General features: G+C 73.8%; 14 protein-coding genes. 5 read left to right on the top strand and 9 right to left on the bottom strand.

The features are described 5' to 3' along the window. Nucleotides 1-2: 2 nt before the first annotated feature. Nucleotides 3-872, bottom strand: coding sequence for a VOC family protein (locus tag ACQXVK_RS02840; RefSeq protein ID WP_430852606.1), 870 nt, complete (start codon nt 870-872; stop codon nt 3-5). 123 nt (nt 873-995) lie between these two features. Here ACQXVK_RS02840 and ACQXVK_RS02835 point away from each other — a divergent pair, with 123 nt between their 5' ends. Then, complete coding sequence (locus tag ACQXVK_RS02835) at nt 996-1,559, top strand: hypothetical protein (protein WP_402265112.1); 564 nt, start codon at nt 996-998, stop codon at nt 1,557-1,559. A 100-nt stretch (nt 1,560-1,659) separates the two neighbouring features. Further along, complete coding sequence (locus ACQXVK_RS02830) at nt 1,660-2,538, top strand: helix-turn-helix domain-containing protein (RefSeq protein WP_430852604.1); 879 nt, start codon at nt 1,660-1,662, stop codon at nt 2,536-2,538. Between the two features lie 60 nt (nt 2,539-2,598). Here ACQXVK_RS02830 and ACQXVK_RS02825 read toward each other — a convergent pair whose 3' ends face one another. From ACQXVK_RS02825 to ACQXVK_RS02805, 5 genes are read right to left on the bottom strand one after another with little or no spacing between them, the layout of a single operon-like run. Next, complete coding sequence (locus tag ACQXVK_RS02825) at nt 2,599-2,922, bottom strand: hypothetical protein (protein WP_148286873.1); 324 nt, start codon at nt 2,920-2,922, stop codon at nt 2,599-2,601. Nucleotides 2,923-2,944: 22 nt separating this feature from the next. Further along, the gene (locus ACQXVK_RS02820; protein ID WP_022906115.1) at nt 2,945-3,571 is read right to left on the bottom strand and encodes a response regulator transcription factor; all 627 of its coding nucleotides are present in this window, start codon (nt 3,569-3,571) and stop codon (nt 2,945-2,947) included. Continuing rightward, a complete protein-coding gene (locus ACQXVK_RS02815; RefSeq protein ID WP_430852603.1) occupies nt 3,568-4,779 on the bottom strand; it encodes a sensor histidine kinase in 1,212 nt (403 codons plus the stop codon). The genes ACQXVK_RS02820 and ACQXVK_RS02815 overlap by 4 nt, the downstream gene beginning before the upstream one ends. Nucleotides 4,780-4,802: 23 nt before the next feature. Then, nucleotides 4,803-5,573, bottom strand: a complete 771-nt coding sequence (locus tag ACQXVK_RS02810) for an ABC transporter permease (protein ID WP_430852602.1) — start codon at nt 5,571-5,573, stop codon at nt 4,803-4,805. Further along, nucleotides 5,570-6,511: an ABC transporter ATP-binding protein gene (locus ACQXVK_RS02805; RefSeq protein ID WP_430852601.1), complete on the bottom strand. Its 942-nt coding sequence runs from the start codon at nt 6,509-6,511 to the stop codon at nt 5,570-5,572. Before ACQXVK_RS02805 ends, ACQXVK_RS02810 begins: the two co-directional genes overlap by 4 nt. A 136-nt stretch (nt 6,512-6,647) precedes the next feature. Between ACQXVK_RS02805 and ACQXVK_RS02800 the strand changes: the two genes are divergently transcribed. Continuing rightward, nucleotides 6,648-7,841 (top strand): PP2C family protein-serine/threonine phosphatase, encoded by a 1,194-nt coding sequence (locus tag ACQXVK_RS02800; protein WP_402265098.1) that lies wholly within the window; start codon nt 6,648-6,650, stop codon nt 7,839-7,841. 894 nt (nt 7,842-8,735) lie between these two features. Here the strand turns inward: ACQXVK_RS02800 and ACQXVK_RS02795 are convergent. Continuing rightward, the gene (locus ACQXVK_RS02795; protein ID WP_430852600.1) at nt 8,736-9,605 is read right to left on the bottom strand and encodes a phosphoribosylaminoimidazolesuccinocarboxamide synthase; all 870 of its coding nucleotides are present in this window, start codon (nt 9,603-9,605) and stop codon (nt 8,736-8,738) included. After that, on the bottom strand, nt 9,602-10,870 hold the full coding sequence (purD, locus tag ACQXVK_RS02790) for a phosphoribosylamine--glycine ligase (RefSeq protein WP_430852599.1): 1,269 nt from the start codon (nt 10,868-10,870) through the stop codon (nt 9,602-9,604). Before purD ends, ACQXVK_RS02795 begins: the two co-directional genes overlap by 4 nt. 57 nt (nt 10,871-10,927) lie before the next feature. Here purD and ACQXVK_RS02785 point away from each other — a divergent pair, with 57 nt between their 5' ends. Beyond that, on the top strand, nt 10,928-11,290 hold the full coding sequence (locus ACQXVK_RS02785) for a sterol carrier family protein (protein WP_031261651.1): 363 nt from the start codon (nt 10,928-10,930) through the stop codon (nt 11,288-11,290). Nucleotides 11,291-11,656: 366 nt separating this feature from the next. On the opposite strand, the gene ACQXVK_RS02780 is transcribed toward ACQXVK_RS02785, so the two are convergent. Then, complete coding sequence (locus ACQXVK_RS02780) at nt 11,657-14,230, bottom strand: LuxR C-terminal-related transcriptional regulator (RefSeq protein ID WP_430852598.1); 2,574 nt, start codon at nt 14,228-14,230, stop codon at nt 11,657-11,659. A gap of 108 nt (nt 14,231-14,338) precedes the next feature. On the opposite strand from ACQXVK_RS02780, the gene ACQXVK_RS02775 reads away from it, so the two are divergent. After that, the gene (locus tag ACQXVK_RS02775; RefSeq protein ID WP_430852597.1) at nt 14,339-14,752 is read left to right on the top strand and encodes a hypothetical protein; all 414 of its coding nucleotides are present in this window, start codon (nt 14,339-14,341) and stop codon (nt 14,750-14,752) included. The last annotated feature ends 79 nt before the right edge of the window (nt 14,753-14,831 follow it).

Genomic DNA, 14,831 nt, shown 5'->3' with positions numbered 1-14,831 from the left:
GATCAGCCCCGTCCCGGAGCGGTGACCTCGATGCGGTTCGCCCACGGGTCCTCGAACGCCACCGTCCGGCCGTCGTCGGCGGTCTGCACGCCGGTGTCGTGCATGCGGGACACGAGCGCGCCGAGGTCGTCGGCGCCGGGCACCTCGATGCGGACGAGTCCGAGTCCGAGTCCGAGCTGGCGCCGTCCTGCCCCGCGCGAGTTCCACGTGTTCATCGCCATGTGGTGGTGGTAGCCGCCGGCGCTGACGAACAGCGCCTCGCCCCATCCGGCGGTCGTCGCGAAGCCGAGTCGGTCGACGTAGAACTCCTTCGCGGTGGTGACGTCGCCGACGGACAGGTGCACGTGGCCGACGCGTCCGGGGCGTGCCGCGGCGTCGTCGAGGGCCTCCTGCGTGAGGTGCTCCTGCAGGAAGGCGTTCGGGTCGACGAACAGGGTGGCCATGTCGACCATGCCGTGCGTCCACGACCACTCGCTGCGGTCGCGGTCCCAGTACAGCTCGACGCCGTTGCCCTCAGGATCGGTGCAGTAGAAGGCGTTGCTCACGAGGTGGTCGGCGCTGCCCGTGAAGGTCTGCGGGTACCGGGTCGCGACGGAGTACAGCGCGGCGGCCAGGTCGGCCCTCGTGTCGAACAGGATCGCGGTGTGGAAGAGGCCGGCCTCGCGCGGTGCGGCGTGCCGCATCTCGGGCGCGTGCTCGAGGACGACGATCGGTGTCGTGCCGCGTCCGAGCACGGCGACGCCACCGGTGTTCGACAGGAGCGTGAGCCGGACGCCGTCGCGGTAGTAGCCGATCATCCGGTCGAGGTCGGCGACCCGGAGCGTCACGGCGCCCATCGAGGTGTCGGCGGCGAGGAGGTCCTGCGTGGTCATGCGACCAGTGTGCGCGCATTTGGTTGACGCGTCAACCAAATGACCCCGGTGGCGGTCGTCCGCGTTCGTTCCCCGGCGTGTCCCGCCGCCGGGGCCGATGTCGTCCGGGGCCAAGATGGGGAGATGCCACGCACAGGACGACTGCCGGACCGAGCGGGCGGACGCCGTGGCGGCCGTCCGGACCGGCGTGACCTGCCGATCGAGCAGGTGCGCGACCGGATGTCCTCGTACGTCTACGGCAACATCACGGTCCTCGCCGCGGCGATCGCGGTAGACCCGACGGCGATCCACCACGGTTCCGCCGTCTGGGCGGTGCTCGGCACCGCGGTCCTCACGTACCTCGCGCACGTGCTGTCGCACCTCGTCGCGCACGGACTCGGGGACGACGACGCGTCCGACGAGGTCCGGCGGGAGTCCGTCGCCACCATCGTGCGGAACGCGAACCCGATCGCCACGTCCGGGCTCATCCCCGCCGTGCTCTACGCCGTCGCCTGGGCCGGTTGGCTCCCGGCGCCGTGGGCGCAGACGGCCGCGCTCGTCATCCTCGTCGTCCGCATCGGCATGGTCGGCGTGTTCATGCAGCGGTTCAGCGGGAAGCGCCCGACGTTCCTCGGGCTCTGGGGCGGCATCGTGCTCGCCGCCGTGGCGTTCGTGATCGGCGTCGTGAAGGTGGTGCTGACGCATTGAGCTGCGCGACGCGGACGGGGGCCTCGCGCACGGACGAGCGGCACGGTAGCGTTCCAGGGCCCGCCGGACCCGGCGCGCGGAAGGTCGAACGGAGGCACGGGTGACGTCCTCCGACCACGACGTGTCCGAACGCCCGGCGTCCGACCAGGCGGCGTCCGGACCGGCGGCCCCGGACGAGCAGGCGTTCGACTACCGGTCCGGTGGCGACGAGCACGTCTCCCTGCGGCAGATCCGCACCGGCGGCCCGCAGTCCGGCACGATCGGACCACGACCGGACCACGTCGTCTTCGTGCTCGCGAACGGCCGGGCGACCCTCACCGCCGACGACGGCAGCGAGTGGGACGTGGGACCCGGACGCCCGATGATGCTGTCCGCACCGGTCGCCTACGCGTTCGACACCGACGCGACCGCGATGACGCTCCTGCACATCGCACCCGCGATGCTCGGCGACACCGAGGAGCCGTCCGAGTTCGTGCAACCGGACGCGGCCGACCCGGGCGTCGAGCCCCTGCTGACCCTGTTGCGCGAGGTGACCGACCGCATCCTCGACGCCGACCTGGACCCTGCTGAGCGGGCCGCGCTCGACCGGCGGGTGGCTACGGTCGTGCTCTCGACGTTCACCCGGTCCCGCTCCGACGTCGAGCACCGGCTCCGTCGCGCGATCCGCTTCGTGCACGAGCACGCGGGCGAAGACCTCGAGGTCGCGGACATCGCTGCTGGTGCGGACCTCAGCGAGCGCGGGCTGCAGGACCTGTTCCGCCGCCGACTCGCCGTGACGCCGATGCGCTACCTGCGCGAGGTCCGGCTCGACCGGGTGCACCTCGAGCTCACGTCCCGACGGGGTGGGATCGTGACGATCCGCGACGTCGCACGGCGCTGGCGCTTCGCGCACCTCGGGCGGTTCGCGGCGGCGTACCGGCGACGGTTCGGCGAGAGCCCGCACGAGACGCTCCGGCGCTCGGGCCGGTCCGAGGCCTGACGGCCGGGATCCGTCCAGGAGGCGCGGTGCGGGTCCGACCCGCACCGCGCCTCCGGTGCGTCAGCAGCCCGTCGTCGTCAGCGTGACGGTCGCGACCTCGCCGTCCGTGACGGTGGTCTCCTGCGGGCAGAGGTCGTCCGCCCGCACCCGGACCGTGCCGAGGGGCACGCCGGCGAAGTCCGCCGTCCCACCGGGGAAGACCCGCTGGTGCTCGGAGAGCTTGCCGGTCTCGGCGGTGAAGACCTGCACCTCGTAGGCGTGGTCCGCCGCGTTCGACGACACCGTGACGGACACCTGGCCGGTGGAGTCGTGTGCGCCGCAGCCGGCGAGGGTGAGGACGGCGGCCGCACCGAGGGCGAACACGGGGAGGACACGTCGGAGCACGGGCACCAGGCTACGCCGCGGTTCAGGCCGACCCGAGCAGCCAGCCGTTGTCCGCGGCGACCCGGAGCGCCTCGGTGGCGTTGCGGGCGGCGGTCTTGCCGATCGCCGACGACAGGTGGTTGCGGACCGTGCCCTCCGACAGGTGCAGGGAGCCGGCGACGCCCGCCACGGTCGGCGTCGTGCGGAAGGCGATGAGCACGTCGGTCTCCCGCGGGGTGAGCGGGGACGGGCCGGCGGCGAGGGACTCCGCGGCGAGCACCGGGTCCACCACGCGGAAGCCGCCCGCGACCCGGCGGACGGCGTCGGCGAGCTGCTCCGCCGGGGTGTCCTTCACGACGAAGCCCGCGGCCCCGGCCTCCAGCGCACGGCGGAGGTACCCGGGGCGGCCGAACGTCGTGACGATGAGCGATCGGCACGACGGCAGCGAGCGGGCGAGGGCGGCAGCCGCGGTTAGCCCGTCGGCGCCCGGCATCTCGACGTCGAGCAGTGCGACCGCGGCGCCGGAGGACCGCGCGGCCTCGAGCACCTCGTCGCCCCGGGCCACCTGCGCGACGACCTCGATGTCGCGCTCGAGCGACAGCAGGGACGCCAGGGCCCCGCGCACGAGCGCCTGGTCGTCGGCCAGCAGCACCCGGATGGTGTCGGTCATCGTCGGTTCCTCTCGACCCGCAGCCGGAAGCCGCCGAGGTCGCTCGTGCCGGTGGTCAGGGTCGCCCCGACGGCGTCGGCCCGCTCGCGGAGCCCACGCAGCCCGTTCCCCGGGGTCACGGCGGCGGACGCCTCGAGCACCCCGGTCCCGTCGTCCTCGATCGTCAGTGCCGTCCGGGTGAGGGTGACCCGGACCCGGCTCGCGGCAGCGTGCCGGAGGACGTTCGTGACGCCCTCGCGGAGGACCCATGCGAACAGGCTCCGGACGTCGTCGGCCGCGGCGTCGCCGTCGTGCGGGAGCGACGCGTCGGTCCCGGCCGCGGCGAGGGCTGCCCGCGCCGACACGAGCTCCGCGTCGAGGTCGGCCTCGCGGTACCCGCTGACGGCGCGTCGGAGGCCCTGCAGCGCCTCGCGGGAGAGCCGTTCCACGTCCTGCATCTCCGTCCTGGCCCGGATCGGGTCGACGTCCACCAGTCGTGCGGCGAGCTCGGACTTCATCGCCACCACGGTCAGGGAGTGGCCGAGCACGTCGTGCAGGTCCCGGGAGAACCGGGCGCGCTCCTCGACCACGGCGAGCCGGGTGATCTCGTCCTGCGCGACGCCCAGCCGTTGCTCCGCCTCGCGCTGTCGTCCGAAGAACAGCATCGATGCACCGACGGAGACGGTGATCACGGGGGCGAACAGGATGCCGCTGTCCACGGCCTGGTCCCACCCCGTGCCCAGCGCGACGAGGAACTGCGCACCGACGATCGCGAGCACGACCGATCCCGCCACCCAGAACCGTTCGGCGACGAAGCCCGACAGTGCCGCGACGAGCAGCCACGTCCAGATCGCGAGCGGCCCGACGACGAGCAGCAGCAGCCCGGCCAGCAGCGCGACGCCCGCGAGGACGACGACCCGGCCGCGCAGGCTCCGGCGCCACATCAGCTCCGGAGCGAACAGGTACGCCGCGTAGAGGACCGCCAGGGCGATCGTCGAGACGACGTGCGCCCGGAGGCTCCGGCCGTCGTTCCAGACGGCGATGACCTCGAGGACCTGCCAGAGCAGGCCGAACACCGCCCCGGCGTACCAGCGACGCCGGCCGATCCGGATGTCGTCGTCGCTCGCGCCGGGCGGGACCGCCCACGGGAACGAGCGCGGGCGAGCTCGCGAGCCCGTCGGTGCGTTCCCCGCACCACGCACCTCGGTCGTGTTGGTCGCCTCTGACATCGGTGCCAGCGTAGGACGCTCGGTCACGCTCGTGCGGCATCGCGGCGGTAGCGCCACGCGATCACCGCGCCGAGGACGAGCGCCCAAGCGGCGAGGACCAGCGCCGGTTCGGTCATGCCGGCGGACCCGGTCGCCCCGGCGCCCATCTGTCCGATCCGGTTCAGCCAGTACGAGGGCATGAGGTGCGCGACGCTCCCCATCCAGCTCGGCATCACCGACAGCGGGACCCAGAGCCCGCCGAGGATCGACATGCCCATGAACACCACCATGAACACCGGCTGGGCGAAGGACGGCTTCGCGAACTGCCCGATGAGGATCGCGATGAGGGCGAACGGCACCACGCCGCACCAGATGCCGAACCCGGCGGCGAGCCAGTGCCACGGGTCGAGGGACGCGTGCAGCACGACGGTCGCGACGACCACCGTGACGACGATCGACATCGCGGCGAAGGCCATCGCGGCGATCACCTTCGACACCATGAACGCCCACCCGGACAGCGGCGTCACGCGCAGCTGCCGGTTCCAGCCGATCGACCGTTCGTTGACGATGGCGAACGCCTGGCTGAACGCGGCCATCATCGCCCCGTAGGACGCCATCTGCAGGGTCGTGACGACGAGGTACTGCAGGTGCGTGGTCGGGTCCGTCACGGACCCGAACGCCGAGCCGAACACGAGCAGCATGACCACCGGGACGGCGAAGGTGAACACCATCGCGCGGACGTTGCGGAGCTGCCGCTTGGTCTCGAGGTACACGTAGCCGAGCGGCAGCCGGCCGGAGGTGGTCACGGTGGTCATGCGAGGACTCCTTCGGGAGCGGCGGTGGGAGCGGTGGCGGTGGGCGCCGGGTCGGCGGTCAGGGCGAGGAAGGCGTCGTCCATGGTCGAGGCGACCACCTGGACGTCGTGCGCCTCGGGGTGGGCGGCGAGCAGGGCGCGAAGGGTGTCGTCGCTGCGGTCCGAGCGGAGCGTGACGGCGTCGCGCCGCGCCTCCAGGCCCACGACGCCCGGCAGCGCGCGCAACGCGGCGTGCGCGTCGGCGCCCACACCCGCGAACCGGAGGGTGCGGGTGGTGGCGATCGCCTTGATCTCGGCCGGCGTGCCGTCGGCGACGACCCGGCCGCTGCGCATGATGACGATGCGGTCGGCGAAGGTGTCGGCCTCGTCGAGGTAGTGGGTCGCGAACACGACGGTGCGGCCCGCGTCGGTGAAGTCCCGCATCGACGACCAGAAGATGTGCCGGGCCTCGACGTCCATCGCCGCGGTCGGTTCGTCGAGCACGAGCAGGTCGGGGTCGGAGACCACCGCGACCGCGAACCGGGCCCGCTGCAGCTGCCCGCCGGACAGCTTCGCGATGCGACGACCGGCGATGTCGGAGCACCGCGCCCGGCGGAGCGCCTCGTCGATGGGCATCGGGCGACGGTGCGCGGCACCGACGAGGGCGACCGCGTCGCGGACCGTCATGTCCGGCAGGAGCGCGCCGCCCTGGAGCATCGCGCCGACCCGGCCGGAGACGACCGCGGCGCGGGGCTCCTCGCCGAAGAGCAGGGCCTCGCCGGTCGTCGGCGTCGACAGCCCGAGCGCGAGGTCGACCGTCGTGGTCTTGCCGGCGCCGTTCGGGCCGAGGAGGGCGACGACCTCGCCCGGACGGATCGTCAGGTCGACGCCGTCGACCGCGGCCACGGCGCCGAAGCGCTTGCGGAGGTCGCGGAGCTGGATGACCGGTGTGTCGTTCATGGCTCCGAGCCTGCCGGGGAGTGGTCCCCGCTCCCTCTGCGGTGCGTCACGGATCCGGCGTGACATCTGTCACGGGCGACACACGTCCTCCGTTCTGGGGACGGTCACTGTCCGTTGTGCGCGTTAGCGTGGGTGCATGCACCACGAGCCCGCCGTCTCCGACCGCCCCGCGACGGACGCCGTCCGGCGGGCGGCGCTGCTCGCAGCCCTGGACGTCGTCGAGGGCGGGCCCGAGGAGCGCTTCGAGCGGATCACACGGATCGCGCGCGAGGCCTTCGGTGTCTCCGGCTCGTTCCTCAACCTCGCACGCGAGTCCGACGTCTTCATCAAGTCGCAGCAGAGCGACACCGCCTTCGGCCCGACGATCCCGCTGCAGGACACCTTCTGCGGTAGGACCCTCGCGGTCGACGGACCCGTCGTCGTGCCGGACGCCCGCGCCGACGTCCGCTACTCCGACATGCCGATGGTGGTCGACGACCCGAACGTGCGGTTCTACGCCGGGGTGCCGCTCCGTGCAGGCGACGCCGACGTCAAGGTCGGGACGCTCTGCCTCATCGACCCGACGCCGCGCACGCTCGACGACGACGAGCTGGCGCTGCTCGAGGAGCTCGGCGTGTGGGCGGAGCGCGAGCTCGCCGCCGGCGCCGACGAGGACCGGCTCCGTTCCGTGCTCGCCGGCCTCGAGCCCGGTGGCGTCACGCTGCCCGGGTACCGCGTCGGGGGCATGTCGCTGCCGCACGGCGTCGTGTCCGGCGACTTCCACGACTGGCACCTCGACGGCGCGACCCTCTCGCTGACCGTGGCGGACGTCATGGGCAAGGGGATGTCCGCGGGACTCCTCGCCGCCACCATCCGCGGTGCCCTGCTCGCCCGGAGCTCCGAGGCCCCGGACCGGGCCGTGGCCGCACTCGAGGCGCAGGTCGGGCCGGACCTCAGCCGTGCCGAGTCGTTCGCGACGATGTTCCACGGACGCCTGACGCCCGCCACCGGGCGGATGGAGTTCACCGACGCGGGCCACGGCCTCGTGCTGCAGCTGCACGCGGACGGCACCGAGAGCGTCCTGCGCTCGTTCGACCTGCCGATCGGCCTGCACCCCGTCGGGGCCGAGCGGGTCACGGGCACGCTCGACCTCGAGCGCGGGGACGTGCTCATCGTCGTCAGCGACGGGGCCCTCGAGCTGTGGGACTCGACGCTCGCGTCCCTCGGTGCGCTCGGGGCGATGTGGCGGGACGCCCCGGAGCTCGACGTGTTCCTCGGGCGCATCCGGGCGCGTGCGGTGACGCACGACCCGGGCGACGACCTGACGGTCGTCGTCGTCGCGCGCGACTGACGCGCGGGCGCGGGCGCGCGGGTGCCGGCGCGGGGGCGCGGGCGCCGGCGCGGGGCGCCGGCGGCGGGTGCGCCGAGAGTGCACGATCTGTCGCGCTCGGCGCCGGCGGGTCGCGGGGGCGCCGGCGGGTCGCGGCGCTGTCGGGTGCCGAGAGTGCACGATCTGTCGCGCTCGGCGCGGGCGGGCGGCACATCGTGCTCCCTCGGCGGACGTGAGCGGCGTGTTGTGCCCGCTCGCGCCGGCTTCCGGCGTGCGGGCGGTCTGGAGGCGCGGCTCGGCCTGGCCTCGGGCCTCGCGTCCGGCGGTCGCGCGGGCACGCGGGGCGCCGGCGGGTGCCGAGAGTGCACGATCTGTCGCGCTCGGCGCCGGCGGGCGGCACATCGTGCTCCCTCGGCGGACGTGAGCGGCGTGTTGTGCCCGCTCGCGCCGGCTTCCGGCGTGCGGGCGGTCTGGAGGCGCGGCTCGGCCTGGCCTCGCGCCTCACGCCTCACGCCCGGCGGTCGCGTGGCCGGCGCGGGCACGCGCGGCGCCGGCGGGTGCCGAGAGTGCACGATCTGTCGCGCTCGGCGCCGGCGGGCGGCACATCGTGCTCCCTCGGCGGACGTGAGCGGCGTGTTGCGCCCGCTCGCGCCGGCTTCCGGCGCGCGGGCGGCCTGGAGGCGCGGCTCGGCCTGGCCTCGCGCCTCACGCCCGGCGGTCGCGCGGCCGGCCGGGCCCATGGCGCGGCGCCGGGGGGTGCGCCGAGAGTGCACGATCTGTCGCGCTCGGCGCCGGCGGGCGGCACATTGTGCTCCCTCGGCGGACCTGAGCGGCGTGTTGTGCCCGCTCGTCGCGTGACGGGCGGCCGGCCGCGGCGGCGAGGCCCCACGGCCCTGCGGCGCGGCGGGGCGACCCCTACGCGCCCAGGCGCTCGATGAGCTCGCGGTAGCGCTCGGCCGTCCGCGACACGATCGCCTCGGGCAGCACCGGAGGCGTCCCCTGCCGGTCCCAGTTCGCGCTGAGCCAGTCGCGCACGATCTGCTTGTCGAACGACTCCGTCCGGTTCCCCGACCGGGCGTCCCAGTAGCGGCTGGAGTCGCTCGTCAGGACCTCGTCGGCGATCCGGACGAGCCCCGACGCATCCTGCCCGAACTCGAACTTCGTGTCCGCGATCACCACCCCGCGGTCGAGCGCGATCGCCGCCGCCTCGGAGTAGACGCGGAGCGAGAGGTCCCGCAGCTGCGACGCGACCTCGGGTCCGACGAGCTCGACCGTCTGCTCGAACGAGATGTTCTCGTCGTGCTCGCCCTGCGGTGCCTTGTACGCCGGCGTGTAGATCGGTTCCGGCAGCCGGTCCCCGTTCGACAGCCCGTCGGGGAGCGGGACGCCACACACGCTGCCGGACTGCTGGTACTCGGCCCACCCGCTGCCGACGAGGTACCCGCGGACCACGCACTCGACCGGGAACATCGTCAGCGGCATCACGTGCATGGACCGCGCGGCGACCGACGCCGGCACCGGGGTCCCGCCGGCGGACGGGGCGATGAGGTGGTTCGGGACGTCGGCCAGCCGGGTGAACCAGAAGCGGGACAGCCGGGTGAGCATCTCGCCCTTGCCCGGGATCGGCGGCTCGAGGGCGAAGTCGTACGCGCTCACACGGTCGGACGCGACGAGGAGCAGCTCGGTGGCGCTCGCGACGTCGGCGGTGCCGGTGGGGACGTAGAGCTCGCGGACCTTGCCGGAGGAGACGTGCTGCCAGCCGTCGAGGACGGGCGCCGCGCTCATCGGGCGACCTTCGCGGCGATGTCGGTGCGGAACTGCGCGCCCTCGAGCACGATGTCGCCGACGCCGGCGTACGCGCGGTCGCGGGCTTCGGCGAAGGTGGCCCCGGTGGCGACGACGCTCAGCACGCGCCCGCCCGTCGCGACGAGCTCGGTGTCGAGCACCCCGGTGGCGGCGTGTGCGACGGAGACGCCCGCGCGGGCGTTCGCCTGGTCGATGCCGGTGATCGGACGGCCGGTCTTCGGGTTCTCGGGGTAGCCCTCGCTCGCGAGGACCACGGTGACGGCGACGTCGTCGCGGAACACGGGGTCCGGCGTGGAGCCGAGCTGCCCGGTGGCTGCGGCGAGCATGAGCTCGCTGAGCGGGGTCGCCAGGCGGGGGAGGACGACCTGCGTCTCGGGGTCGCCGAAGCGGGCGTTGAACTCGATCACCCGGACGCCCTGCTCGGTGACGATGAGACCGCAGTAGAGCAGGCCGACGAACGGCGTGCCCTCGTGCTCGAGTCGGCGGACGGTGGGGAGCGCGACGAGGTCGGTGACCTCGTCCACGAAGGCCCGCTCGGACTCCCAGCGGTCGGCGAGCCAGGGGAGCGGCGAGTATGCGCCCATGCCGCCGGTGTTCGGTCCGACGTCACCGTCGCCGAGGCGCTTGTAGTCCTGCGCGGGGCTGAGCGGCCGGACGTCGTGCCCGTCGCTCAGGAAGAAGAGCGAGACCTCTTCGCCGTCGAGGAACTCCTCGACCACGACGCGCCCGTGCTGGAGCCAGTAGGTGGCGTGGTCGATCGCCGCCTGGCGGTCGTCGGTCACGAGGACGCCCTTGCCGGCCGCGAGTCCGTCGGCCTTCACCACGTGCGGGGCGCCGAGCTCGTCGATCGCGGCGACGGCCTCGTCGACGGTTCCGGCGTACACGGGTCGACCGGTGGGGACGCCCGCCTCGGACATGATCCGCTTCGCGAACGCCTTGGAGCCCTCGAGCTGCGCGGCGGCCTTGCTCGGCCCGAACACCGGGATGCCCCGCGTGCGGACCGGGTCGGCGACGCCGGCGATGAGCGGCGCCTCGGGCCCGACGACGACGAGCTCGACGCCGTTCTCGAGCGCGTACTCGGCGACGAGGGCACCGTTGGTCGGGTCGATGGAAACGGTCTCGACGTCGGCCGCGATGCCGGCGTTGCCCGGCGCTGCGGTGATGACGTGACCGGCCTGCTCCGCGAGGAGGGCCGTGATGATCGCGTGCTCGCGGGCACCGGAACCGAGGACGAGGATTCGCACCCGATCACCCTACCGATCCCGACTCGCCCGTTGCGATGCGGCGGCTAGCCTGTGGACATGCCACCCAGGAGGATCGAGGACGCAGCGGGACGGGCCGCGCTCACCGCCGTGCAGCAGGGGGCCACCGACCGGCCGACCCTCGCGACCGCCGTGCGGTGGTCGCTGCAGCGCCTCGCCGAGGACGTCCCGGGGAACAGCGTCGAGGTGCGCGTCCCGCCGTTCGCGGCCGTCCAGGCGGTCCCCGGACCCCGGCACACGCGTGGCACGCCGCCGAACGTGGTCGAGACGGACGCGACGACCTGGCTCGCGCTCGCCACCGGCGAGCTGCGCTGGGACGAGGCCGTCGCGCAGTCGCGCGTCAGCGCGTCCGGTTCCCGCGCGGACCTCACGGACTTCCTGCCGGTGCGCCTGGCCGTCTGAGACGGCCGGCCGAGCGACGGCACGGAGACGAGGCGGTCGCGGGATCGCAGACGGATCCGAGACGGGCGCGTGTGTCGGACGGGAGGGACGGTGCCAGCCCGCCCCGCGCCTCCTGGACAGGAGGACTCGGGTACCTAGACGGCCTCAGCGAATTAGGTAGTACCTACTGATGTGACGTCACCGACCCGGCGGCTACCGTAGAAGTCGCCGGGATTCGGACCCGACCCGAACGGGTCCGAACCCGGCGACAGGCTCCAAGGTACGCGACATTCCGTACATCCTGTCAACCGTTCCGGCGAGTCGTGCTGCATTCCGCAACCCACCCGCGGCTCGCAGCGGCGCCGGAAGGCCCGCGGACTCGACCGATCAGAGCAGCTCGGCGAGTTCCGTGCGGGCGTGCAGGTCCCACTTCGTGAACACCCGGGACAGGTGCGCGTCGATGGTGCGGACGCTCAGGCCGAGGGTCTCCGCGATGCGGCGGTTGCTCAGGCCGTGGGACGCGAGTTCGGCCACCTCGTACTCGCGGTTCGTCAGCGGCGGCTTCACCCGGCCGGCCGAGACCGCCATCCCGTGCGACGCGAGCACCCCCTGGGCCGCGATGATCCGGGTCCGGTCGTCGGTGCGGACCGCCTCGGCGTACTCGACGATCGCTCCGGCGAGCGGGCCGTCCACGCGGGCGGCGGCGTCGCGCATCCGCAGGAGGGACGCCGCCGAGTCGCGCCCGTTCAGCATGTCGTTCGTGTAGTGCAGGGTCTGCGCGTACATCACGTGCGTCCACGACCCGCTGGCCGTCCCGCGCTCGATGATGTCGTCCGCGTGCCGGAGGCCCGCCGGGTTGCCGAGCACCGCCTCGGTCCACGCGATCGTCACCGCGACCTGGTCGCCGATGATCCGCATCGCCCGGAGCGGCGTCGCCCGGGCGCGCTCGAGCGCCGCCGAGGCCTCCTCGCCGCGACCGGCGTAGGCGTACGACATCGCCAGCCGTGCCCACGGGTAGGCCGCGAAGCCGCCGTGATCGGCCACGTCGTAGCGCTCGCAGGCCGCGGAGAACGCCGCGACGGCGTCGTCCCACCGGCGCTGGGCGAGTGCGAGGTTGCCCTCGCCGATGAGCTCGAGCGTGAAGTCGTACTTCAGGTACGGGCTCGACCGGCGGACGGGGACCTCGGTGATGAGGTCGGCGATGTCGCCCCGCCACACCTGCAGCTGGTGCAGCACGGACACGATCTCGCCGACGCTCCACGGGGCGTCCTCGAGGTGCTCGACCGCGGTCGCCAGGCACGCCCTGCCGAAGGCCTGGGCCTCGTCGAGCCGACCGGCGGTGGCGAGGGCCATCACGGCGCACGGCGCGAGGCAGAGGAACGCGAACGGCACCGTCGCCGCCTGCACGATGCCGGAGCGCTCGAGCTCGTCGCGGACCTCGTCGAAGCGGCCGCCCCAGCCGAGGTGTGCCAGGCGGAGCAGGCGGAGCCGTTCGGCGGCGTCCGGACCCACGAGCCGCGACGCGGCATCGGTGAGGGCGACCGCGGCGAGGACGTCGTCGTCGTGGAACTGCCGGATGTTCGCGAGCGTCTCGCACGCTTCGATCACGGCGTGGTCGTCGACCTCGGTCGGGGCCGAGCACACCACGGCCCACGCGGCCTCGGCGTCGGCGCGACCGGCCTCGCGCCCGGTGCTGTACGAGTGTGCGAGCGACCGCAGGCAGTGCGCGGCGACCCGCTCGCACGGGCTGAGCGTCGTGCGGAGGGCGGCCGAGGCCAGTGCGATCCCGCTCTCGTGCTCCTGCAGCCCGACCGCCACCTGGGCGGCGTCGAGGAGCTGGTCGACCGGGGGCAGCACGCCGCACTCGAGCGACCACAGCGCGGCACGGAGCCGGGCGGCGGGCGGCGCGCCCTCCGGCCGGTCGGTGCGGAAGGCGTTGGCGCGGGCGAAGAGCGCCGTGCGGCGGGCGACCGGGACGAGCGCACGGACGACCTCGCCGACGAGGGGGTGCGACGGGCGGACGACGGCGGCACCGTCCTCGAGGGCGTCGATGCGGACGAGGCCGAGCGCCACGACGCGGTCGACGTCCCCGCCGCTCACCAGCCCGATCAGCCGCGCGAGCGGGATCGGGTCCGCGAGGGCGACGATGTCGACGACGTCGCGGAGGTCCTCCGGCAGCGACCCGAGCTCGGTGCGGTACATGTCGGCGAGGCTGTTCGAGGCGGTGACCCGGCCACGCCAGTACCACCCGGTGGCGGTGTGGTCGAGCGCCCCGGAGGCGAGCGCCGACCGGACGACCTCGCGGATGTAGAGCGGGTTGCCGGCGGTGGCCCGGTGCACGCGTTCGGCCGACGCCGTCTCGAGCTGGGCTCCGAGCGCCCGCGCGATGAGGGTCGAGGTCTCGTGCAGGTCGAGCGGCTCGAGGTCGATGCGTTCGAGCAGGTCGTCCTGCCAGAGGGCCCGGAGCGGTTCGGGGAGTGCGGTGAAGTCGCGGCAGGTCAGGACCAGCCGGGCACCCTGCTCGCGGACGAGCCACGCGACGTAGCGTGCGGAGATCGCGTCGAGGTGGTCGGCGTCGTCCACGCGCAGCAGCACGTCGCGGTCGGTGAGCTCCTCGCTCTCGCGGAGGCGCTGCTCGGCCCCGCCCGCGCCGACGAGCTCGGCGAGGGAGCCCGGCAGCTCGCCGAAGCGCTCCGACGCCGCACCGAACGGCATCGACCGGCTGGCGGCGACGGCCGTGATGGGCACGACGAGCGTCCGGCCGGAGGCGTCACGACCGGCGACGCGGTCGGTGATCCGCAGGGCCGCGGAGCTCTTGCCGAGGCCGGGGGCCCCGACGAGCGCGACGCTCCACCGGTGTTCGGCGACGACCGCGACGGCCCGGTCCTCCTCGCGACGCTGCAGGATCGGCCAGCTGATCCGCGCCGGCGTCCGGGCGCCGCGGGTGGTCCGTTCGCGCATCTGCCGCACCTCCTTGCCGTGGGATACCGATCGGTAGCGACCATCCTCTCCCGGATCCACCTGGGCGGACAGGCCGGAGCACGTCCCACAGTGGGGGACAATGGACGTGTGAGCAACACCGACCGACCCGACGAACGACCGGCTCCGGCGCCGAACGCCGTCTCCTCCTCCGACGAGGTGACGATCCGTCGTGCCCCGAAGTTCGGGGTCTTCATCGTCGGCGGTGCGGTCCTCGGCTTCATCGCGACGCTCGTCGTCGTGTCGCTCACCATGGACATCGACCGTGGGGACACGCAGGAGACCGCGAGCTTCGGCAGCCTGGTCGGCTACTTCAGCCTGTGGGGCGTCACGATCGGCGCCTTCGTCGGCGCCGTCGTCGCCGTGGTGCTCGACCGCGTGTTCGCGCGCCGGGCCGCCCGCCTCACGGCGGAGCGCGTCGAGGTCGAGCTGCCGCCCGAGACCGTGGACGGCGAGATCGAGGACCACGGCGACGCTCGGCCGGACGGCGACCGGGCGCCGTAGTCGTCCGCATCTGACGGACTGGAGGCGCGGCTCGGCCTGGCACCGCGCCTCCAGTCCGTTGCTGGGTCGCGTTCGCGAC

Source organism: Curtobacterium sp. AB451 (assembly GCF_050585845.1).
Lineage (GTDB): Bacteria > Actinomycetota > Actinomycetes > Actinomycetales > Microbacteriaceae > Curtobacterium.
This window is presented reverse-complemented; position numbering and strand designations above follow the sequence as displayed.

Bases quoted from the DNA above. Each gene is read 5' to 3' on its own strand.
- ACQXVK_RS02840 (WP_430852606.1), bottom strand. From the start codon at position 872: ATGACCACGCAGGACCTCCTCGCCGCCGACACCTCGATGGGCGCCGTG.
- ACQXVK_RS02835 (WP_402265112.1), top strand. From the start codon at position 996: ATGCCACGCACAGGACGACTGCCGGACCGAGCGGGCGGACGCCGTGGC.
- ACQXVK_RS02820 (WP_022906115.1), bottom strand. From the start codon at position 3,571: ATGACCGACACCATCCGGGTGCTGCTGGCCGACGACCAGGCGCTCGTG.
- ACQXVK_RS02815 (WP_430852603.1), bottom strand. From the start codon at position 4,779: ATGTCAGAGGCGACCAACACGACCGAGGTGCGTGGTGCGGGGAACGCA.
- ACQXVK_RS02810 (WP_430852602.1), bottom strand. From the start codon at position 5,573: ATGACCACCGTGACCACCTCCGGCCGGCTGCCGCTCGGCTACGTGTAC.
- ACQXVK_RS02805 (WP_430852601.1), bottom strand. From the start codon at position 6,511: ATGAACGACACACCGGTCATCCAGCTCCGCGACCTCCGCAAGCGCTTC.
- ACQXVK_RS02800 (WP_402265098.1), top strand. From the start codon at position 6,648: ATGCACCACGAGCCCGCCGTCTCCGACCGCCCCGCGACGGACGCCGTC.
- ACQXVK_RS02795 (WP_430852600.1), bottom strand. From the start codon at position 9,605: ATGAGCGCGGCGCCCGTCCTCGACGGCTGGCAGCACGTCTCCTCCGGC.
- ACQXVK_RS02785 (WP_031261651.1), top strand. From the start codon at position 10,928: ATGCCACCCAGGAGGATCGAGGACGCAGCGGGACGGGCCGCGCTCACC.
- ACQXVK_RS02780 (WP_430852598.1), bottom strand. From the start codon at position 14,230: ATGCGCGAACGGACCACCCGCGGCGCCCGGACGCCGGCGCGGATCAGC.